The sequence below is a fragment of the Tamlana sedimenti genome, from assembly GCF_038148895.1.
GTDB lineage: Bacteria > Bacteroidota > Bacteroidia > Flavobacteriales > Flavobacteriaceae > Tamlana.
On the sequence record NZ_JBBVGQ010000005.1, the window covers coordinates 264,944 to 286,647 of the forward strand.

The 21,704-nt window shown below is 36.5% G+C and carries 16 protein-coding genes and 1 tRNA gene; 3 read left to right on the forward strand and 14 right to left on the reverse strand.

Annotated elements, in window-relative coordinates; all coding sequences use genetic code 11:
* The first annotated feature begins 95 nt into the window (after positions 1 to 95).
* Positions 96 to 1,418 carry a hydroxymethylglutaryl-CoA reductase, degradative gene (locus WJN01_RS13605; RefSeq protein WP_445197705.1) on the forward strand — a complete coding sequence of 441 codons (1,323 nt, stop codon included), beginning with the start codon at positions 96 to 98 and terminating at the stop codon, positions 1,416 to 1,418.
* Entirely contained in the window at positions 1,415 to 2,356 is a 942-nt protein-coding gene (locus tag WJN01_RS13610; protein WP_445197706.1) for a GYDIA family GHMP kinase, read from the forward strand. Before WJN01_RS13605 ends, WJN01_RS13610 begins: the two co-directional genes overlap by 4 nt.
* 59 nt (positions 2,357 to 2,415) lie before the next feature.
* Here the strand turns inward: WJN01_RS13610 and WJN01_RS13615 are convergent, their stop codons facing one another.
* The 7 genes from WJN01_RS13615 to WJN01_RS13645 all read right to left on the reverse strand — a co-directional run bounded on the left by WJN01_RS13615 (position 2,416) and on the right by WJN01_RS13645 (position 10,315).
* The gene (locus WJN01_RS13615) at positions 2,416 to 4,548 is read right to left on the reverse strand and encodes a peptidylprolyl isomerase (RefSeq protein ID WP_445197707.1); all 2,133 of its coding nucleotides are present in this window, start codon (positions 4,546 to 4,548) and stop codon (positions 2,416 to 2,418) included.
* 215 nt (positions 4,549 to 4,763) lie between these two features.
* Positions 4,764 to 6,053, reverse strand: coding sequence for a hemolysin family protein (locus tag WJN01_RS13620; protein WP_445197708.1), 1,290 nt, complete (start codon positions 6,051 to 6,053; stop codon positions 4,764 to 4,766).
* Positions 6,054 to 6,248 (reverse strand): hypothetical protein, encoded by a 195-nt coding sequence (locus WJN01_RS13625; protein ID WP_445197709.1) that lies wholly within the window; start codon positions 6,246 to 6,248, stop codon positions 6,054 to 6,056.
* Between the two features lie 73 nt (positions 6,249 to 6,321).
* Complete coding sequence (gene lptC / locus WJN01_RS13630; protein ID WP_370477047.1) at positions 6,322 to 6,876, reverse strand: LPS export ABC transporter periplasmic protein LptC; 555 nt, start codon at positions 6,874 to 6,876, stop codon at positions 6,322 to 6,324.
* The gene (locus tag WJN01_RS13635; protein ID WP_445197710.1) at positions 6,876 to 8,255 is read right to left on the reverse strand and encodes a tetratricopeptide repeat protein; all 1,380 of its coding nucleotides are present in this window, start codon (positions 8,253 to 8,255) and stop codon (positions 6,876 to 6,878) included. The genes lptC and WJN01_RS13635 overlap by 1 nt, the downstream gene beginning before the upstream one ends.
* Positions 8,256 to 8,273: 18 nt before the next feature.
* Positions 8,274 to 9,587, reverse strand: coding sequence for a BamG family beta-barrel-assembly machinery protein (gene bamG, locus WJN01_RS13640; protein WP_445197711.1), 1,314 nt, complete (start codon positions 9,585 to 9,587; stop codon positions 8,274 to 8,276).
* Positions 9,584 to 10,315 (reverse strand): type III pantothenate kinase, encoded by a 732-nt coding sequence (locus WJN01_RS13645; RefSeq protein ID WP_445197712.1) that lies wholly within the window; start codon positions 10,313 to 10,315, stop codon positions 9,584 to 9,586. The genes bamG and WJN01_RS13645 overlap by 4 nt, the downstream gene beginning before the upstream one ends.
* A 149-nt stretch (positions 10,316 to 10,464) precedes the next feature.
* Here WJN01_RS13645 and WJN01_RS13650 point away from each other — a divergent pair.
* Positions 10,465 to 10,537, forward strand: a tRNA-Phe gene (locus tag WJN01_RS13650).
* 86 nt (positions 10,538 to 10,623) lie between these two features.
* Here the strand turns inward: WJN01_RS13650 and WJN01_RS13655 are convergent.
* From WJN01_RS13655 to WJN01_RS13685, 7 genes are all read right to left on the reverse strand, one after another.
* Positions 10,624 to 11,064 (reverse strand): heavy-metal-associated domain-containing protein, encoded by a 441-nt coding sequence (locus tag WJN01_RS13655; RefSeq protein ID WP_445197713.1) that lies wholly within the window; start codon positions 11,062 to 11,064, stop codon positions 10,624 to 10,626.
* A gap of 35 nt (positions 11,065 to 11,099) precedes the next feature.
* On the reverse strand, positions 11,100 to 12,830 hold the full coding sequence (locus WJN01_RS13660; protein ID WP_445197714.1) for an efflux RND transporter periplasmic adaptor subunit: 1,731 nt from the start codon (positions 12,828 to 12,830) through the stop codon (positions 11,100 to 11,102).
* Positions 12,831 to 12,832: 2 nt separating this feature from the next.
* The gene (locus WJN01_RS13665; protein WP_445197715.1) at positions 12,833 to 13,543 is read right to left on the reverse strand and encodes a PepSY domain-containing protein; all 711 of its coding nucleotides are present in this window, start codon (positions 13,541 to 13,543) and stop codon (positions 12,833 to 12,835) included.
* Positions 13,544 to 13,546: 3 nt separating this feature from the next.
* Positions 13,547 to 16,048: a heavy metal translocating P-type ATPase gene (locus WJN01_RS13670; protein WP_445197716.1), complete on the reverse strand. Its 2,502-nt coding sequence runs from the start codon at positions 16,046 to 16,048 to the stop codon at positions 13,547 to 13,549.
* Between the two features lie 2 nt (positions 16,049 to 16,050).
* A complete protein-coding gene (locus tag WJN01_RS13675; RefSeq protein WP_445197717.1) occupies positions 16,051 to 17,286 on the reverse strand; it encodes a TolC family protein in 1,236 nt (411 codons plus the stop codon).
* Entirely contained in the window at positions 17,283 to 20,990 is a 3,708-nt protein-coding gene (locus WJN01_RS13680; protein WP_445197718.1) for an efflux RND transporter permease subunit, read from the reverse strand. The genes WJN01_RS13675 and WJN01_RS13680 overlap by 4 nt, the downstream gene beginning before the upstream one ends.
* 107 nt (positions 20,991 to 21,097) lie before the next feature.
* Positions 21,098 to 21,511 (reverse strand): HYC_CC_PP family protein, encoded by a 414-nt coding sequence (locus WJN01_RS13685; protein WP_445197719.1) that lies wholly within the window; start codon positions 21,509 to 21,511, stop codon positions 21,098 to 21,100.
* Between the last annotated feature and the right edge of the window lie 193 nt (positions 21,512 to 21,704).

Consider the following 21,704-nt stretch of genomic DNA (forward strand, 5'->3'; position numbering starts at 1 on the left):
AACCGTCAATATTAACACTTAAATAACGCGGTTTAAACCAAGGTATTCAATATTCATACCAAGAGTAGTATCTTTGCACTGCTAATGAATAAATTATGAGTAAACCAATTGACGGCTTTTCTAAACTTTCAAAATCAAAAAAAATAGATTGGATTGTTGAGACCTATTTTTCAAATGCTGATGATGCCAAGGAGGTATTGAAACAATATTGGAATAGCAACGAAAAACTGCAACAATTGCACGACGAATTTATTGAAAACACCATCACCAATTATTATTTGCCCCTTGGTGTAGCCCCCAATTTTTTAATCAATGGAAAAATATACACCATACCTATGGCCATTGAAGAAAGTTCTGTTGTAGCTGCGGCTAGCAAGGCTGCCAAGTTTTGGATGGATAGGGGCGGTTTTAAAACCAAAGTCATTTCAACCACTAAAATTGGGCAGGTCCATTTTATTTTTAAAGGTGATTTTGAAAAGCTAAAAACGTTTTTTGATTTGGTTAAGCCAAAGCTTATTGAAGATACCAAGGCCATTACCAAAAACATGGAAAAACGCGGTGGTGGTATCATTGATATTGAATTGCGCGACAAAACCTCAGACATTAGCAACTATTACCAACTCCATGCCTCATTTGAAACCTTGGATGCCATGGGTGCCAATTTTATAAATTCATGCTTAGAGCAGTTTGCAAAAACCTTTAAACATGAAGCACAGTCTTTCCATCTATTTTCTGATGAAGAAAAGGAAATTGAGGTGGTCATGAGCATTTTGTCCAACTATGTGCCAGATTGTTTGGTACGTGCCGAAGTGAGTTGTAAAGTTGAAGATTTAAATGAAGGCAACACCATTTCGGGTGAAGCTTTTGCGAAAAAATTTGTCCAAGCCGTTAGCATTGCTGAAGTTGAACCATTTAGAGCAGTGACACACAATAAAGGCATAATGAACGGTATTGACGCCATTGTTTTGGCAACAGGAAATGATTTTAGAGCCATAGAGGCAGGCGTTCATGCTTATGCAGCACGAAAAGGAAAATATAGCAGTTTAACCCATGCTAAAGTTGAGGATGGTATTTTTACCTTTTGGATTGAAATACCTCTGGCCCTTGGCACCATCGGTGGATTAACGGGATTGCACCCACTTGTAAAATTAGCCTTGGAGCTTTTACACAAACCATCTGCCAAAGAATTGATGCAGATTGTTGCCGTTGCAGGGTTGGCACAAAATTTTGCCGCACTGCGCTCACTTACCACCACAGGCATTCAACAAGGCCATATGAAAATGCATTTGATGAACATCTTGAATCAGTTTGAAGCCACAAACGAAGAGAAAAAAATACTTACCGAATATTTTAGAGACCACACGGTTTCGCACAGTGCCGTTTCAGAAGCCATTAACAAACTAAGAGTTAAAAGTTGAAAACATTTTACAGCCATGGTAAATTATTATTGACTGGCGAATATGTGGTACTCGACGGGGCTCTGTCATTGGCAGTACCAACAAAATATGGACAATCGTTGACCGTTGAAAATTTAGACCAACCCAAAATCATTTGGCAAAGTTTGGATGAAAATGGTAAGGTTTGGTTTGAAGGTGAATTTCAATTTAATAAGAGTGGGATGTTGAAACAAGTTCAGCATGACGATGTTTCCAAAAGACTGATTCAAATTTTAGATGCGGCGAAAATGCTAAATCCAAACTTTCTAAGAAACTCCTTTGGTTGTAGAATTACTACGCGGCTAGATTTTCAGAGAAATTGGGGACTTGGCACATCGTCTACATTGATAAATAATGTGGCGCAATGGGCAAATGTTGATGCTTACCAACTATTGGAAAATACCTTTGGCGGAAGCGGATATGATATTGCTTGTGCACAATATAATACGCCAATAACCTATCAAATTGAATCATCCGATAATGAGATCCTGAATCAAGTTCAGGATGACAAAAGAATAGTTAAAAAAGTAGATTTTAACCCTTCATTTAAGGGCTGCCTATATTTTGTTCATTTGAACAAAAAGCAAAATAGCCGAGAAGGCATTAAACATTATCACAGCAATAAAGCAAATGCTTCGAATACAATCAGCCAGATTAATGCAATCACATCAAAAATAATTTCAGCCAAAACCCTTGATGAATTTGATACGTTAATTGCATTGCATGAAACTTTAATTGCTGAAATCACCAATCAAAAAACAATTAAAGAATTACTTTTCGAAGATTTTAATGGTGGCTTAAAAAGTCTTGGGGCATGGGGCGGAGATTTTATTTTAGCAACTTCCAAAAGTGACCCGACATCTTATTTTAAAGGAAAAGGGTTTGAAACCATTATACCATACACATCAATGGTATTGTAGGCCTAAAAACAAAAAAGCCCCGATTATTTCGGAGCTTCTTTACGTTTATATTTTATTGTTTATTGAACTTGATTTTTCGCCCTATTATCTTCAATTTCGGCAGCTTCCTTAAGTGCATTGTACACTTTTGAATTAACAGCACCAACTTTTTGTTGCTCTACTCTATTGGCAGCAGCTTGATAATTATCCAACGTTACAGCTGGAGTTACTTTGGTAACTTGAATCATATAAACACCGTTTGAACCATCAAGTAAACCAGATGTTTCCCCTTCACTTAATCCAAACGCAGCACCTACAATTAAAGGCTCTCGTCCTGCTCCGGAAATTGTTGGGTTTTTCATATTTATACCATTGGCTGTTCTTACTGTTGTACTTTCCGCAGCAGCCAAATCATCCAAAGTAGTTGCAGAAACTCTGTCACGAATTAATTTTGCTTTCTTCTCTTTTCTTATAATTGGTAGAACCTGCGCTGTAGCATCTTCAACTGATTTTAATCCTTCTTCATGTTGCGCTACTAATTGAGCAATTAGGTAGCCACCTGGAATGTTGAAACGTTTTATATTGCCAACTTCAGACTCTTCGTTAAACGCCCAACGAACAATTGGTCTTTGGGCACCAACACCAGGAATGTTTTCGTCTAAAACCTTTATTCCATTTACAGGTCTAACTGTAAAATTATTTTCTTTGGCAACAGCTTCAAAATCACCTTTTCCAGCATTGATTTCAAAGTTTGATGCATCTCTAAATACTTTATCGGAAGTTGCTTCTGAAGGCTCAATCTTTCTGGCGATTGTTCCAACTTGAATTGCCTTCTTTGGATCTTTTTGCCCTTCAATTTCTATGATATGAAAACCGAAAATAGTTTTTACTACACCTAAATCTCCAGTTTTTCCTTCAAACTCAAAATCATTAAATTCTGGCACCATAGTGTTGTAACCATGCCAATCGTAACGTCCACCATTATTTACGCTTCCTTTGTCTGACGAAAATTCAGTTACAAAATCCGGAAACTTAGAACGGTTAGTTTTTAAAACTGCCAACAAACTATCGGCTGTTTCTTTAGCCTGAGCTTCAGTTTGAGTAACGTCTGGCCCTGCACTTTGTGCGCCAATAAAAGGTATTAAAATGTGTCTTACCTTGGCCGAATCTGGTATTTGTTTAACAGCTACTACTTTAGAAACCTTAAAATAGCCATCATCTTTGTATGGTCCATAAACCTCACCTTCATTTAGATTGTAAATATTATCGGCAACTTCGTCTGGCAAGTCTGATTTGAATATAAAACGATCATCAAATTTAATATCAGATTCAGCAATTGAGTTAATATACTCTTCATTGTTTTTAACTTCTGAAAAGGCTACGATGGTATCTTTTCTTCCCCTTTCATCAACCAATCTTCCGTTTACATAAATTTCAAGGTCGGCCTTAATGGCATTTTCATCTTCAAGAGATGCTTCTTCCTTAAACTCAACAAAACGGATATCTCTTGAAGCCTCAACTTCAAATTGTTTTTTATTGTCAAGAATGTAGTCCGAAATATTGGACCTAGACACCTCTACAAGGCTATCGGCAATTGTACTGTATGCCACTTGTACATATTTAATATCTACTTTGTTACCTTCCAATTTATGGTCAAGTTCACCTTCTGCCAAAGTTCCTGTTAAACCAGCCTTTACCATGTTAAAGTAGTTTTGGTTTAAGGCATTGGAGGCAAGTTGCTTTTCATAATTTATCCAACCTTCGTAACCTGAAGGACTGGTTTCTTTTAAATTGGCAATGTATTCATTCAACTTGTTTTCATCAAACAAACCTGCTTCATTTAAAAACTCTGGACTTGAGGCCAAAGCCGTTTTTAACAAATCGCGCATTTGGTCCTTTTCAACAGAAATACCAAGTTCTTCAAACTGCGTTTCCATAACAGCTTGTCTTACCTCCTGCTCCCAAACTCGGTTCATCACCATGGTACTTGTGGCATTTGGTCCTGCTTGGCGTTGTGCCAACTCTACTTTCTGCAAAAAGTCTTCTCTTGTGATGTCAATATCGTTAACTCTTCCCACATATGTTTGTTTCGCCCCATTCTCATCTGTCATTTTCAGAATATCTGGAACAGAAACGACAAAAGCTATTAATGCTAAAGCTATAATTGCAATCAAGATTACCTTTTGTTGTCTTATCTTATTTAAAACTGCCATTTGTAAATTAAATTTTATTTACCCAAAAAAGCTGGGGTTTTGTTGTTAAGTTGGTGCCGATTATACAAAAACCGACAAAAATATCGTGCGCGAAAATACCATTTTCTATTTAATAATAAAAGGGTTATTCATTTATTATGGAGTTAAAACTATTTTGTTGAAAAAATCATAAGCTTTTAATACAAACACCACAAAGTATAGTGATTAATTAGAAGTTAGTCTTCCTCTAAAACCTTAAACTCCACGAGGTCAATTTTGGTATTTGATACAGCCAATACCGTAAACTGAAAGTTGTCAATTTTCACAACATCATTTTGTTTGGGAATTTCTTCGGTATGGTTAACAATCAATCCGCCAAGGGTTTCATAATTTTCACTTTCTGGAAGGTCTACCTTGTAAGTTTCGTTAATGTAATCCACCTCCAATCTGGCCGAAAAATTATAGGTTTCTTCATCAATTTTCTCCTCGATTAAATTTGCCGAATCGTGCTCATCTTCAATTTCGCCGAACAATTCCTCAATAATGTCTTCAACGGTCATAATGCCAGAAGTTCCACCGTATTCATCTAAAACCACAGCAATACTACGTCTCTTCTTGGTAAGCACACTCAACACATCTTTTATAAGCACTGTTTCTGGAACAAACTCAACGGGTGTTAACATGGCTTTAATATTTTTGGCTTTTCTGAACAATTCAAATGAATGTACATAGCCTAAAATATCGTCAATGGTATCTTTATAAACCAATATTTTGGTTCTTCCTGTTTCTGTAAAAAGGGCGTTCAATGATTTTACAGTATCGTTAACCTCAACAGCTATAATCTCGGTTCGAGGAATCATAACCTCTCTTGCCTTAACTTCGGAAAATTCCAAAGCATTTTGAAAAATTTGGATTTCGCTATCAACATCATCATGTTCTTCCACAGCTTCCATTTGTTCGCTGATGTAATTGCCAAGCTCTACTTTAGTAAAAGCAAGTTGAATTTGGTCGCCTTCGGTTTTAAAAAAAGTTTTCAGGATAAAATCTGAAATCCAAATCACGAAATCTGAAATGAACGTGAACAATACATAAAACAAATATGCCGGAATTGCCAATGCCTTTATAAGTGTGTTGGCATAGATTTGAAAAAAAACCTTTGGCAAAAATTCTGCCGTAATTAAAATGACAATGGTTGAAATAATAGTTTGGGACAGTAAATTTAAATCGGTTAAAAGATAATTTAAAAATCCACTGGATAGTGGCAGCAACGACTGAAACCAACTCATAAGCACATCGCCCATAAAAAAACCATAAACAACCAAGGCAATATTGTTGCCTATTAGCATAGTTGTAATAAACTTTGAAGGCTTTGCAGTAAGTTTTGCTAAAGCTTTTGCCAACAAACCTTCCTGTTTTTTTTCAATTTCAATGTGAATTTTATTGGAGGACACATAGGCAATTTCCATGCCCGAAAAAAAAGCCGAAAGTATAAGTGATACTATGATAATGACAACAGAAACCGTCATTTATTTTGAGTTGTCTTTATTCTCATATTTCTTTCTGAATCTTTGCCTAAAGAAGTACATAAATACAGCTAAACCAGCCAAGGCAAAAGAGATATAGGCTCCGTTGGTGCCGTCGCCAAATTTTGATATGCCATCATAAAGGAATAATACGGCAAAGGCCAAATAGGCATATTGAAAAATTTTGGAAAATTTCATGTGTTTGTGTTTAGGCACAAAGATACTTAAAATAGAAACAGTTTATTTGTTCTATTTTGGTTTTTGTTCTCTACTATTCCTCGAGGGTAATAATGCCCGTAACCTCAAGAACTTCAGCATTTGTAAATTTTGAATTGGAATCAAAACCATTACCTTTAATAAGATCTTGTTCCGTTTGAAACTCAACCGGCTCGTTGGTATATAGCCATTCTTTTTTTTGGTCGTAGTAAAGCTGATCGGTTTTTAAAACACTATTGTCGTGTGTGGTAATCACAACATTGTTTCGCATATCAATTAAATCAGTATTACCATATACAATGGCATAATCTGCAACCACAGTGCTTTTTTTATTGTCTTTATCGAAAATATATAATGTAACACCGTCTGTAAATTCATGGAACGGGAAATCGCGGTTAGAATAATCCAACATCTTAGCGCTTATTAGATTTGCAGTTACTCTTCCGGAATCGGTATACTTAACGTTCATATTATAATCAATGCCGATTGGCTCGTTTTCTGAAATACCGATTTTCTGAACCTGTTTTAAACTGTCGTTACATGAAAAAAACATAGTCACAATAATTATTGTGACTATGTTTAAAATATTATATGTTTTGTGTTTTTTCATTAAATATTTGGGACGGTAACAGAGCGTCCAATCCAACAACTAATCTTGATTACTTGACCAGAACATCCACAGCTGAACACATCGGCTTTAGATGGGGCTCTATCTTTATAACTTGCAACAGATTGCGCAGAAGCTTTAGATAAGGTTGGGTCGACCCGGGCTGCTTTTGCAGCTTCATCGGCTGCCAACCAATATACTGCCCTTTTGTTAAAGGTAGTATCACCACAATTATTGGCACTGGCTGCATACATTGCTGCTATAGATAAATGTGGGCGACCATTTGATGGGTTCAGTCTAAGTGATTCATTGAAAAAGCTTCTTGCTTGTCCATAATTACCTTTAGCCTTTAATTTTAAACCAATTTTGTTGTTAAGTGAGGCCTTACGGAAGTTATCTGTTTCTAAATCAATGGCTTGCTTGTAAAAACCAATCGCCTCATTTGATTTGCCCTCTTTATCCTTCAAAATACCCAGATAGAAGGCCGAATTTGCAGATGGGTTTGCTTCATGTAGTGCGTTTACCAAATCGAAGAACAATGGGTCTTCAGTACATTCTTTTTGTGACATTTGGCCAGCGGCACGTTGCAACCAAACAACATTGCTTCTATTAGCTTCAAAATCTCTTTTAAATATAGGAATTAAGTTTCCACAATCTGCTCGTGTTCCAATTTTTTCATCAATACCTGAAGAAATTTGGTCATAGGCTTTTAAATAACTTTCGTAATACCTTTTATAGCTTTTTTCTTTGCTTGTGTAGCTTGCACCTGTTGAATCTTTTGCAATAAGTTTGTTTAATTGTTCAGAGTAGTTTTTAACTTCTTCTTCTACCTTCTCTACAACATCATCATACTTGCTAAACAAATCTTCAGCTGGTTTTTTCCCTGCATCATACAAATCTACCATTAAGGAAAAATAGGTATATAAACTTTTTGGATTTGTAAAGGTTGCTTTATCAAGCTTATAGGCGGCATCAAAACACTCATACAATTCGGCATCTGTTTTACCCAATTCTTTTCTATTGTCGTACATTAACTGGCAAGCTTGGGCCGCATACTCCCCTTTTGGTGTTTTACTGGCAAAGTGCTCTGCTCTTTGTTCCCAAAGCTTCAAAAGATCGTTTATAAAAGCTACTTTTTCAGCTCCAGCAGAATTATCAATTTTATGCTCTAAAATTTTCTCACCATCAACATAAATGGCATTATTGAATTTTGGGCATCTGTTTCTCACAGCCATCCATGGTTCATAAGCAGCATCAAAATTTTTCGATTTTACATACTCATGGAATATGGACAATTTGGTCATACATTCTTCATCCTGTTGGGCAAAACCAAAGTTCAATCCAATAAATAAAAGCGCTAGTAAAGTAATTTTAGTTTTCATGATTATAAATTTGTTCTTTTAGTCATATTTCCTTTTTTGAAACCATCTATCGTTCAAAGATAAGCTTAATTGAAGATTTATAAAATTCTCCTGAATTAAATTGCTGTTTGTTGTGCCTCTTTTTCCAATTTCAAAGCCTAAATTGGCGTTTGAGAGCAGCCTAGCATCCCCAACCGGTAAGCCTACTCCAAAAGATATGCCAAACTCTTTAATGGATTCATTATTTATATTCAACCCTGTTTCTTCTTGCCTAAACCCGGCTCTGTAAACAATACGCTCCCAGAAACTATCAAAAGAATTAAAATCTGGAATGTAAAACCCACCTAAAGAGAGGGAGTAGGCATCTTTATAAGTCGTTGCATTTGTGCCGTATAATTGGTTTGAAAACTTACTGGTTTTTTGAAAACTAGTTTCAGCACCAACAAACCATTTTCGTGGCTGCCCAATTCCAGCTCCAAATGCAAATTTTGAAGGCAAAATCAATTCAGTTTCGGCAAGACCCATAGCCTCCAAATTAGATTGAATGGTGTTTACTACAAACTCTTGTCCTGTTGCGCTTAAAGTAACCGTTGAAATTGAACGTTCATTTTGCGAGATTAAATTGCTTTCTGGAGTAAAGGTCATACTGGAAACAAGTTCCAATTTACTGTTCAACATCCTTTTATATGACAAACCAAAATTAAAATTCACTCCGCTTAAGTCCGATCTATTTCTCTCGCTAGATTGATATTGGGTTGGAACCCCATTGTCATATTGTACAATTAAGGTACTGTTTTGAATATTTCCAAAATTGTAATGCACATCAACGCCTGCCGTTAATCCTTTAGCTATTTGATAGCCTAATCCGAAAAACACCTTGTTTACTCCTCCTTCTCCTTTAAACCTATTTTGTAAATTGCCATCGTTATTTAAAGATTCCAATTTATATCCTACTGAAGTGTATGGCAATAAGCCAAAACCAAAACCAAGTTTTCCAACTGGCACAGATAACGCCAAATAATCAAAGGTTGTAGATGATGCTTTTTCAGTACCAGAATTACTTTTTAAGTCTTGACTTGTGTAACCACCACCGACGGTAAATTTAACTGGTCTGCTCTCTCCGTTAAAGGGATAAATGCCAACATTTTCACCAGCATAGGACGCCGGATTTCTTAAATTCATATGGATACTATCGTTATAAATGCTTAAACCACCCATACTCCGGTTTTCAACCGTTCCTTTAAACTTAAGGTTACCTATACCGTAGAAAGAATAAGGTGAAGCTGTACCCTCTTGTGCATAATTGAAAATAGTAAATACTAAAGCAAAAACTAATACAAGTTTTTTTATCATTCGTTCAAGTTAAATTGTAAAATATAGTTTAATCCCTCCAATAGAAAATTAGGATTGGCAAATATGCTACTTTTTAATTGCTTAGACAAGAATTTGGCATCACCTCCTGTTAAAATAACTGTTAAATCAGGATATTTAAGTTTATAAGTTGCGATGGCACCATCTATTTCATTAACAATTCCGTTGACCACCCCAGAATGTATGGACTGTTCGGTAGAAGTTCCTGTAATATTTTTTGGCGCTTCTGTCTCCAATAACGGTAAATTAGCAGTTAAATTATTCAATGATTTATACCTCATGCGTAGACCTGGAGAAATTGCACCTCCCAGATATTCGTTTTTGGCATTTATAAAATCGTAAGTGATGCAGGTTCCGGCATCAATGACTAGCACATTGTTTTCAGGAAATTGATTGACAGATGCACTTACCAATGCCATCCTATCAACACCCAATGTTTTTGGGGTTTTGTACAAATTTGTAAAAGGCAATTTTGTTTTGGAATTCAATAGGAGCAAATCAAAAATTTCGACTATTGTATCTACATCTTCATCATTTAACCTTCCAACAGATGATACAATTGTTCTTTTTAAACCAGGGAAATTACCTTTCAATTGCTTTATCTCAGCTATAACGCTATTTAGCCCAACAGATGTTTTATTCATCAACTTGTTGCCCTTAAAAACAGCAAGTTTCACAAACGTATTGCCAACATCAATGATTAAATTCATTATAAATTGAAAAAGTGTAAAACTACAAAACCATGAGGATTAAAATCTTAAATATTTTATAATTGTTTAATTTTAAAATAGTCCATCTTTTTATGATTTTATTTTGTGAAATAATAAAAATGACTTTATATTTGCATCCGCTTTGGCGAGGTACCTTAGCTCAGTTGGTAGAGCAAAGGACTGAAAATCCTTGTGTCCCTGGTTCGATTCCTGGAGGTACCACTTAAAAACCCTTAAAACATTTATGTTTTAAGGGTTTTGTTTTTTTAATAAAATCGTCTAGCTAAATTAATTAGAACTAAGTGATTTTAATGATTGTGCCCTGAATGGTCTTCGGCTGGCATTTCTCCCATTTGGTTCATTGCCATACTATGGTCGTATTGGCAGCAATCTGGAAGGTTTTTGTAAGCCTCTATATCTCCGAGTAATTTTTCGGTATCGTATCCTGAGGCCGCTATAGCCTTATGAATAGCCATTGCATTTGTTTTACTTCCATCAAAAGACACCTCTATTTTCTTTTTGTTAACATCCCAATTGGCAGTTTCAACACCCTCAACACCGTTAACCGCTTTTTCAATGGTCTTTTTGCACATGCTGCAATTGCCCCTTACTCCAAAGGAAATGTCAGTCATTGTTATGTCTTGTGACATTTCTAAATTAGTAGTTTCTGCTTCTTTTTTTGTTTCGCTTTTACAACTTGTCATTGTTATTGCCGCTATCATGGCTAAACTCAAAATTACTTTTTTCATCTTTCAAAATTTTAATTGTTATTATCTGTTTTTCATTAATCTATCACTTGTTTTACTTCGCCACAGGTTAACATGGCACTGCCAAAATATGGGTTGATTACTTTTTCCTCTTTGCTCAACCAGTAGGCCCCTTTGTTATTATCTGCCATAGGACAATACTCTACAAAAACTTTTTCATTAACGCCGAATGATTGAACTGCCTGGATTAGTTTTGAGGATAGTTCTTTAAAATAGCCTCTTTGCTCTTTTATGCTTGATGACTTTGAAATTGACATTGCGGAAGATTTTATTTCTTTTTCCAAGTCCATCCAATGGTTATGGGCATCGCCATTTAGTAAGTTCATGTCAATATTCGGCAAATTTTCCAAAAGACTTTTTGATGCGTTTATAGCATTTTTCAGTTCTTCTTTTACCAATGCATTTTTTAAATCGATATAACTGTTATAGACATTTTTCAACTGGTTTTGAAAGGCTTTTGGCACATCAATCCTTTCATTTTCAACCTTTGTCTTTTCACTCTCTATCCCCAAATGCCCTTCGTGGCCAGTCATGGTTTTACCTCCTTCTTTGTTCATCATGGATTTTTTACCTTGCAGTTGTGCTGCAGCATCTACTGTAAATGTTCCGTTTGCAACAATTTCATCACCAGCTTTAAGCCCTTGCAGCACCTCATAAGTATCCGCGATACGACTTCCCAAATCCACTTCCCTCATTTCAAAAATGGGTTGTTCCGTGTTCGGTTTTACATACACTACAGAACGTTCACCAGTCCAAAGCACTGCCGATGACGGAATGGTAATCACTTCATTTGCCGTATTTTTAATATTTTCAATTTCAGCCGATACAAACATGCCTGGTTTAAAAATATCATCTTTATTATTTAAAACCACCCGTAAAGCCAAGGTCCGTGTTTTGGCATTTAAAATAGGATCGATAAAATCTACTTTTCCATTGAATGTTTTATTGGGGTAGGCTTTTGTAGTTATTGAAACTTCTTGTCCTTTTTTGAAATTGTCAATCTGATTTTCATAAACATCAAAATTTGCCCAAACCGTATTAAGGTTTGCAATTTTTAGTAGAGGCTGTCCTTGTTTAATATAATCGCCATGCTCAACCAGTTTTTCAGTAACTGTTCCTGAGACCGTAGCATAAACCGGAAGATTTTCACTAACCTTTCCTGATGTTTCAATATTATTAATTTGACTATCGGAAAGTTTCCAAATCTTTAACTTGTTACGAACCGCCTGGTACAATGCTGGCTGAGATTCCTGTAGTGAAGCTGCCGTAATGAGTTCTTGCTGCGCGGCGTACAATTCGGGTGAATAAATAGTGGCCAACAACTGCCCTTGACGAATGAATTCACCAGTAAAATTAACATTCAAGCGTTCTATTCGGCCAGAAAAATAACTTACTTGTACCGTATTAGCTTCTTCATTTTCAACAATTTTACCAGATAATTTCGTACTATTTTCTTCTGCAATTCCCTTACCAACTATAGTGGTTTGGATATTGGCCAAAGCCATAGCATTTTTAGTAAGTTTAAATTGGTCGGCGGTTAAACCATCTGCGCCAACTTCAGCTGGTATTAAATCCATACCGCAAATTGGACAATCGCCCGGTTCAGGTTGCATAATTTGGGGATGCATGGAACATGTCCACATTTGAGTTGTATTTGAAGCTTCTTCATTTGAAGAACTCCCAAAAAGCAACCAGCCAAGCAACAAGCCAACTACCAATATTCCAGAATAAATAATATATTTTTTCATTTCTATTTATTTTTTCTTCTTAATAATTTTCTAACGGAAAGTGATGATGTAAACCACAATAAAAAACCACTTAACACGGTCATTAATCCTATTAATGAAAATATCCTCAATATTGTTGTATTGAAGTTATCCCTGCCCTCATAGTCCATCGTGTGGGTCATCCATAAAAAATCAAACCAACGCCAACCACGATGCCTTATCGTTTGAAATCTTCCGTCCTCAAGAGACACATATGCCTTTAAAGCATCATTACCTTTATAGGAAATAACATAAGCTGGCAATAACCTTTCTCGGTATTCGTGATGTTTTCCAACTTTTTCTATTCTTTCCACAGATTTCACTTTCATGTCTTTCCTGATATAGTTTTTTGCTATTTGAAGGGCTTCTGTTTCAGTAATGCCGCTTTTTGGATTTCCATTTATGGCATTAAACAGTTCTTCTTTATTTATCCAATAATATGGCGTATCACCAATATCCCGCAACTCAATGCTTTTTAAACCTTGTGGAACAGCCAATTGATTGGGACTGATTAAATTTTTGAATACTTTAGGCTTATAATCTGGATTTATAAAATGGTCTCCATGTATGTCATCAATGTTTGTCCAACTAAAGTATAAACCACTTGTGGTCCAAAACAAAAATTGAATACCCAGAAACAAACCCAAATAACGGTGTGTTTTTCTAATTTTTAATGCTGTGTGTCTGTTTACCATTTTTTAGATATTTACCCTTCTTAATCGCAATGCGTTTGCTATTACGGAAACCGAACTAAAACTCATGGCCAAAGCAGCTATCATGGGTGACAGTAAAATTCCAAAGAATGGAAATAATACACCTGCTGCAATTGGCACCCCTATGGTGTTATAAACGAGTGCAAAAAATAGATTTTGCTTAATGTTTTTCATTACTGCATTACTCAAGTTTTTGGCTTTAACAATACCGTGTAAATCTCCTTTTACCAGAGTTATCATGGCGCTTTCAATGGCTACATCGGTTCCAGTTCCCATGGCTATACCTACATCGCTCTTTGCCAATGCAGGCGCATCATTAATACCATCACCTGCCATGGCCACTACTTTTCCGTTGGCTTGAAGCTTTTCAACTTCTTTCAATTTGTTTTCTGGTAGCATACTTGCTTTGAAATCTGCCAAATTTACTTCTGATGCAACAGCCTGTGCCGTTTCTTGATTATCACCTGTTAACATAATGACGTCAATTCCTTTGCTTTGCAATTCTTTTATGGCTTTGGCACTGGTTTCCTTTATTTTATCACCAATAACGACATAACCCACAACGGAATCGCCCACCGATAAATAGGATACTGTTTTTCCTTTTTTCTGAAACTGTTTGGCTTCATCAAGCATTTCTTCAGTTAATTCTGCGCTTGCATATTCCATCATTTTAGGATTGCCCAACCCAACTTTATTGTTATTGATTTGGGCTTCAACACCTTTTCCTGTTACTGCACTAAAATTGGTGGATTTTAGAATTTCGGCATTATGCTCTTTTCCATATTTAACGGTTGCTTCGGCCAATGGGTGTTCGCTATTGGTGTTTAGCGAAACGATATAATTCAGCACATCATTTTCACTGAAACTTTTACTAAAAGAGCCTATTTTTTCAACCGTTGGCTTACCTTCAGTTATGGTTCCTGTTTTGTCAACAATAACCGTATTCACCTTGTTCATCTTTTCCAATGCTTCGGCATTTTTAATGAGAACACCATTTTGGGCACCTCTACCAACTCCCACCATGACGGACATAGGTGTTGCCAATCCCAATGCACAGGGACATGCAATAATTAATACTGCAATGGCATTTACTAGAGCAAAAACATAAGCGGGCTCTGGCCCCCAAATGGCCCAAACAACAAAGGTTATTAAAGAAATAATGACCACGGTAGGCACAAAATACGCTGAAACTCTATCGGCTAAATTCTGGATAGGTGCACGACTCCTGCTGGCATCATTCACCATATGGATAATTTGAGAAAGCAAGGTATCGCTCCCTACTTTTTCGGCTTTCATTAAAAAAGATTGATTGCCGTTGATGGTGCCACTGTTTACTTTATCTCCTTCTTCTTTATTTACTGGAATAGGCTCACCGGTAATCATTGATTCGTCGATACTTGTATTCCCCTCGGTTATAATACCGTCAACAGGAATTTTGTCTCCAGGTTTGACTTTTAAAATATCGTTCAACTCTATGTCATCGATATTTACTTCCACTTCTTCTCCATCTACTATTTTAATGGCTTTATTTGGAGCCAACTTCAGTAATTCCTTAACTGCCGAATTGGTTTTGCTATGGGCACGAGCTTCCAAAAGTTGACCCAAAAGCACCAAAGTTAAAATTACGGTGGCCGCTTCAAAATACACATGAACAGCACCCGATTCGGTTTTAAACTGTTCTGGAAACACATCGGGAAATAACATCCCCACCACACTGAACAACCATGCCACCCCTGAGCCAATACCAATAAGCGTAAACATATTGAGATTCCATGTTTTTATACTTTTATAAGCACGCTCAAAGAACATCCAAGTAGCATAAAATACTACGGGGATAGACAACGCAAATTGCACCCAATTCCAATATTTTTGCTGCATGACCTCGTACAAAGGATTGTCATTGAGCATTTCGCTCATAGCGATTAGGAAAATGGGCAAGGTAAAAGCGGTGGCTATCCAAAACTTTTTCAATAACTTTTTATAATTCTTTTCCTCTGCTGACGCCTCAGGTTGCATGGGCACTAAATCCATACCGCAAATAGGACAAGAACCTGGTTCGTCTTTCACAATTTCTGGATGCATGGGACAGGTCCATTGTTCTGTTGAAGAATTGGATAATTTTTGCTCCTCCACCAAATCCATACCACATACGGGGCAATCACCAGGTTTGTCATAAGTTTTATCGCCTTCGCAATGCATCGGGCAATAAAAAGTTCCTGTTCCCTTTCCTTTGGGCTGACTTTCTTTTTTTGATTCTGGATGATGGTGATGTTCTCCTTGTTTGTGGATGCTATATCTGCCTCCATCCTCTTTCAATGCTTTTTGAAATGTTTCCAAAGGAATATGGCTTTCCATTTCGATGGTAGCCTCTGCTTTTTCCAAGCTAACCGTAGCATTGGAAACACCATCCACTTTTGAGAGTGTCTCCTCTACGTGACTTCGACAACCGTTACAGGTCATTCCATGTATATGATATGTGTGTTTCATTATTATTTAATTAAGTAATTAATGATGGTGCTTTGTATGAAATAGTTTTTCACTGCCTCAATTTGGTTCATCTGAAATTTTAGCTGCAATTCCTGAATATCCAAAACATCGTTAAAATTTATAGTTCCTGTTTCATAGCTTTTAATAAGAATATCTTCAGCATCTTTGGCCTGTTTCAAGTTTTTGGTTTGCGCTGTATAACTAATTCTCGCTGAAATACGTTCATTGATGGCCTTATCAAGAAGTGTTTCCAAAGCATTTAAGCGTTCTTGCTTTTGAAACTGGATTTCTTGTTGCTGCAATTCATTCTGTTTGGAAACCGACCTATATTTTTTATTAAAAATTGGAATGCTCACCGAAACCATGGGCATCAAAATATCTTTTCCGTTATCGGTAAAATTCATGTCTGGTCTTGGTTCCACATTGATATAATCCAAACCAAATCCAATCATGGGGTTGCCTTCTTTCTGGTTTAACAGCTCCGATTGTTGCACAGATTGGTAAAGTTTATCATATTTTAACAATTCAGGATGCACCTCTAGATTTAATGAATTCAATTCAAAATCTTCAAGAGGGATATTCAAACTATCCACCACAGTAACCTTAACATCACTATCCCTATTTAAAAGATTATTTAAATTGGTTTGTTCAGCTAAAAACTGCTGTTGCAAAACAGCTTTTAATTGCTTCAAATCGTTTTGGCGCATTTGCAAACGCAATACATCTACTGCTGATGCTTTACCTACTTCAACCGATGTTAACGCCATGGTTTCATAAGTCTCTAAAAGCTTGATGTTTTCACTCAACACTTGCTGTTTTGCCTGATTAGCAGACAACGTATAATAAGATTGCGATACAGAAGCCATTAGTTTACGCTTAGCAATAACGATGTCTTCGTATTTAGCATCCGCTAAAGATGTTATATAGTTTCCTCGCGATGTAATCGAACCAAACCAAGGTATCATTTGTTTAGCCGATACTCTAAAACGTTGTGCACCTGTGCGGGTTTCGGGTTCACTTACAAAATAGCCTACACTAAATTCAGTGTTAGGTATGGCATCGATTTCATTTACTTTTTCGGAAGCGATACTATATTGCAATTCGAACTTTTGAATCTCAGGATTATTGGATAGCGCTTCATTTATAAGTACTTCCAACTCTTGGGCATTAGAATAAGCACCCCAAACAAACAAACCAACAGTAAATATGAATTTTACATTAATTATTCTATGTTTCATTTTGATGTTCTTTTAAGTTGAACTTCAGCTTTCCAGCTATATAAAACGGGCACTACAAACAGGGTAATTAAGGCAATAATCATCCCACCAAAACTTGGTATGGCCATAGGAATCATGATGTCACTTCCTCGTCCTGTTGATGTTAGTACAGGCAATAATGCCAATATAGTTGTAGCTGTAGTCATTAAACAAGGTCTGATACGTTTTTCGCCTGCTTCTACTATGGAAGCCCTGATTTCTTTTTGGGTTTCAGGAGTATTTCTATGAAAAGTTTGCGTTAAATAGGTGGCCATAACCACACCGTCGTCAGTTGCAATTCCAAAGAGCGCAATAAACCCAACCCAAACCGCTACACTTAAATTGATGGTATGCATTTGGAACAAGTCCCTTAAGTTTTCACCAAAGAAACTGAAGTTCAAAAACCAAGATTGACCGTATAACCAAATCATTAAAAATCCACCGGCAAAAGCCACTGCAATACCTGAAAAAACCATTAACGATGTACCCACCGAACGGAATTGGAAATACAGAATTAAAAAGATAATGGCCAAAGCCAAGGGCACCACCACTGATAAAGTTTTTTCAGCACGTAATTGATTTTCGTAGCTTCCGGTAAACCGATAACTGATGCCTTTGGGAACAATTAACTCCCCTGAATCTATTTTGGCTTGAATCATGGCTTGAGCATTTTCAACTACATTAACTTCCGCATAACCATCCATTTTATCGAACAACACATAACCTACTAAAAAGGTATCTTCACTTTTTATGACTTGTGGACCTTGTTGGTAGCGAATGGTAGCCAATTCACTTAAAGGCACGGGGCTGCCTTTTTCAACAGGCACGTAAATTTGTTCCAAATCGTTTGGGTTTGCTCTCAGTTCTCTTGGATAGCGAACTCGCACGCCGTATCGCTCACGGCCCTCAACTGTTTGGGTTAAGGACATACCACCAACGGCGACTTTTAAAACATTCTGTACTTCTTCAATACTTACTCCATATCGTGCAATTTTTTCTCTATCAATATCTATAAGTAAATACGGCTTCCCAACAATTCGGTCTGCAAAAACCGCCTCATCTTTAACGCCATCAGCTTCTTTTAAAATATTTTCCAATTGCATTCCAAAAGCTTCAATTTGTTTTAAATCCTGCCCTTTAATCTTGATACCCATCGGTGCGCGCATGCCTGTTTGCAACATTACCAATCGGGTTTCGATAGGTTGTAATTTTGGTGCGGAAGTAACACCTGGTAATTTGGTGACTTTTACAATTTTGTTCCAAATATCGTCAGGCGATTGTATTTCTGGTCGCCAATTGCGATAGAATTCACCATTTTTATCTTCAATTAATTGAGACCTTTTAACTGGGGTCAAGGTGACATTTTCAGAATTATTTGGATTAGCGACAAAACGACCATCTTTCAATTCAAATAAACCCCCATCATTGACTTTGTAGAGTTGTCGTTCCCCATGTTCATTCAACATATATTCCGGCTTATATTGAATAATGTTCTCATACATGGATAAAGGTGCAGGGTCTAAAGCCGATTCTGTTCGACCTGATTTTCCAACAACGGTTTCAATTTCTGGAATACTCGCTACGGCCATATCCAATTGCTGTAAAACACGCTTATTTTCTTCTACTCCTGAATGCGGCATGGAGGTTGGCATCAATAGAAAAGAACCTTCATTTAATGATGGCATGAATTCTTTGCCTGTATTTTTCATTATGAAAAAACCTGCGATAACTATTGCTGTTGGAATAGACAGAAATAGCAATTTATTATCCAGACACCATCTTAAAATATGCGTATAGTATTTAATGAACAATGAGAAAACACCTAATAGACCAAAACAGATAATGGCAACAAAAATGAGATTTAAAAAGATGCTCTCATTTACGCCTAATGGTCGCCAATATGCTGCCAACAAGAATACTATTGCTGAAGCTGAAATGATGATATTGGCAAGGTTTGTTTGTTTGCCCGAAATCTTATCCTGAAGATTCAAGAGTGCAGTAACACCAAAAGCGATTAGGATTAACCCCAGCCAATAACCAAAAACAATAACTGACAGACCTAACACAATTAAAACCCCATTTAAGACATATTTAAAATTCTTTTGTATACTTTTTTTTCGGAATAAAAATGCAGCAAAAGGTGGAATTAAAAATAAAGCTACAATTATTGAAGCTGTTAGGGCAAAAGTTTTTGTAAAGGCTAACGGACGGAACAATTTTCCTTCAGCACCAATCATGGTAAACACAGGAATAAAACTGATTATAGTAGTCATAACTGCAGTTACGATGGCTCCTGATACTTCAGCTGTAGCATTATACACAACTGTGTTTGATTGAAGCTTGTTTTCGTTTTCATCTAAATGCCTAATAATGTTTTCTGAAAGTATCACACCAACATCCACCATGGTACCAATAGCAATGGCAATGCCTGATAAAGCCACTATATTGGCATCCACGCCAAAAAGTTTCATTGCTATGAAGACCATCAAAACTGCCACTGGCAATAATCCAGAAATCAATACCGAAGCACGAAGATTAAATACCATAATAATGATAACCAAAATGGTAATCAAAATCTCTAATGTAAGCGCTTCATTAAGCGTTCCTAACGTTTCTTGAATGAGTTCGGTCCTATCATAAAAAGGAACAATGGTTACTTGGGATGTCCTACCATCTGTTAACACTTTTGAAGGCAAACCAGCACTTAGCTCGTTGATTTTTGCTTTTACATTATTGATGACTTCCAATGGGTTTGCACCATAGCGTGCCACCACCACACCACCAACAACTTCGGCTCCTTCTTTATCTAAAATACCACGTCTAGTTGCCGGACCCAAAGATACCTTGGCAACATCTTTAATTTTGATAGCAGTAAAATCTTCCGAAGTAACTACGCCATTTTCGATATCTGAAATAGATTTTATATAACCCAAACCACGTACTAAATATTCAGCTTGGTTAATTTCTATAGTTTGCGCTCCAATATCCTTGTTGTTCTCTTTAACAGCTTTTACAATTTGTTTTAAACCAACCTTGTATTGGCGCATTAATTCAGGATTTACATCAATTTGATATTCCTGAACATATCCTCCAATAGAGGCAACTTCAGACACCCCGCTAGCAGATGATAATGCGTATTTTACGTAGTAATCTTGAATGCTTCGCAGTTCATGTAAATCCCAACCACCGGTTACGTTACCATTTTCATCACGTCCTTCCAAAGTATACCAAAATATTTGGCCTAAAGCGGTTGCGTCTGGACCTAAAGCAGGATTTACACCTTCAGGTAATAGACCACTTGGCAACGAATTGAGTTTTTCTAGAATTCGACTTCTGCTCCAATAAAACTCTATATCTTCCTCAAAAATGATATAGATACTTGAAAAACCAAACATGGAAGAACTACGAATGGTCTTAACCCCAGGAATACCTAGTAAAGAGGTTGTTAGCGGATAAGTAATTTGGTCTTCAATATCCTGCGGTGAGCGACCTTCCCATTTAGTAAATACAATTTGTTGGTTTTCACCGATATCAGGGATAGCATCTACAGCAACTGGATTGGTTGGTAAAAATCCTGTATCCCAATTAAACGGAGCATTAACGGTTCCCCACCCTACAAAAAGGACAAGTAATAGAACTGCGACGAGTTTATTTTCTATTAAAAATTTGATGCTTTTATTTAGCATATCTTTGATTGTTAAACTATTAGACGTAGGTGTTTGGGTAACACCAAATACAATGAATTATCCTTATGAACACAAATTCACAGGATAAAAAGTCTAAAGTTTAAAAATCAAATTAAATAGGTTTCGTCAATCTTGTAGATACGCCTGATGACGAGCGGCGGCTTATATTCTTCAAAAGAAGATACGTTTTTATCTAAACCTTCAAAAAGGTTAATGTAAGTATAAATTAATGAAGCAACGAAGACTTGCTGCTCAAACGAAATTTTATCAACGCTTAATTGTAATTCATCTTGGCCATCAATGACCACCTGCTTATCATCACAACAACTTTTCTTTGAAATGTCGCAACCATCAGTTGATGATTTTTCCATTTCCATGCCACAGCCTTTTGCCTTATGGAACAGCGCAGTTTCAACTAAAGTATCTCCACAATAATGCATATTTATAGTAAATGACAGTGTAGAGAACAACACTATTAAAGCCATTAAAAAAGACACTATTTTATGGAATACCTTTTTCATTTCAATAGCAAAGTTAGTAAAAATAAAAATACCAACTCCATTTTTAGAAATAGATTAAGAAGTTACAAGAATGACGTACATATCATCTTAGAAAAAACAATCACTATCTATTACATAAAAAAAGCCCTTCATGTTTCCATGAAGGGCTTCCAAGAAAGGCAACGACCTACTCTCCCACAAATGCAGTACCATC

What these genes read in the sequence shown, in the direction of transcription:
- lptC (WP_370477047.1), bottom strand. Translation starts at nt 6,876, where the DNA reads ATGAAAAAACACAAAACATATAATATTTTAAACATAGTCACAATAATT.
- WJN01_RS13625 (WP_445197709.1), bottom strand. Translation starts at nt 6,248, where the DNA reads ATGAAATTTTCCAAAATTTTTCAATATGCCTATTTGGCCTTTGCCGTA.
- WJN01_RS13675 (WP_445197717.1), bottom strand. Translation starts at nt 17,286, where the DNA reads ATGAAACATAGAATAATTAATGTAAAATTCATATTTACTGTTGGTTTG.
- WJN01_RS13680 (WP_445197718.1), bottom strand. Translation starts at nt 20,990, where the DNA reads ATGCTAAATAAAAGCATCAAATTTTTAATAGAAAATAAACTCGTCGCA.
- WJN01_RS13685 (WP_445197719.1), bottom strand. Translation starts at nt 21,511, where the DNA reads ATGAAAAAGGTATTCCATAAAATAGTGTCTTTTTTAATGGCTTTAATA.
- WJN01_RS13670 (WP_445197716.1), bottom strand. Translation starts at nt 16,048, where the DNA reads ATGAAACACACATATCATATACATGGAATGACCTGTAACGGTTGTCGA.
- WJN01_RS13645 (WP_445197712.1), bottom strand. Translation starts at nt 10,315, where the DNA reads ATGAATTTAATCATTGATGTTGGCAATACGTTTGTGAAACTTGCTGTT.
- WJN01_RS13605 (WP_445197705.1), top strand. Translation starts at nt 96, where the DNA reads ATGAGTAAACCAATTGACGGCTTTTCTAAACTTTCAAAATCAAAAAAA.
- WJN01_RS13615 (WP_445197707.1), bottom strand. Translation starts at nt 4,548, where the DNA reads ATGGCAGTTTTAAATAAGATAAGACAACAAAAGGTAATCTTGATTGCA.
- WJN01_RS13660 (WP_445197714.1), bottom strand. Translation starts at nt 12,830, where the DNA reads ATGAAAAAATATATTATTTATTCTGGAATATTGGTAGTTGGCTTGTTG.
- WJN01_RS13655 (WP_445197713.1), bottom strand. Translation starts at nt 11,064, where the DNA reads ATGAAAAAAGTAATTTTGAGTTTAGCCATGATAGCGGCAATAACAATG.
- bamG (WP_445197711.1), bottom strand. Translation starts at nt 9,587, where the DNA reads ATGATAAAAAAACTTGTATTAGTTTTTGCTTTAGTATTTACTATTTTC.
- WJN01_RS13620 (WP_445197708.1), bottom strand. Translation starts at nt 6,053, where the DNA reads ATGACGGTTTCTGTTGTCATTATCATAGTATCACTTATACTTTCGGCT.
- WJN01_RS13665 (WP_445197715.1), bottom strand. Translation starts at nt 13,543, where the DNA reads ATGGTAAACAGACACACAGCATTAAAAATTAGAAAAACACACCGTTAT.
- WJN01_RS13635 (WP_445197710.1), bottom strand. Translation starts at nt 8,255, where the DNA reads ATGAAAACTAAAATTACTTTACTAGCGCTTTTATTTATTGGATTGAAC.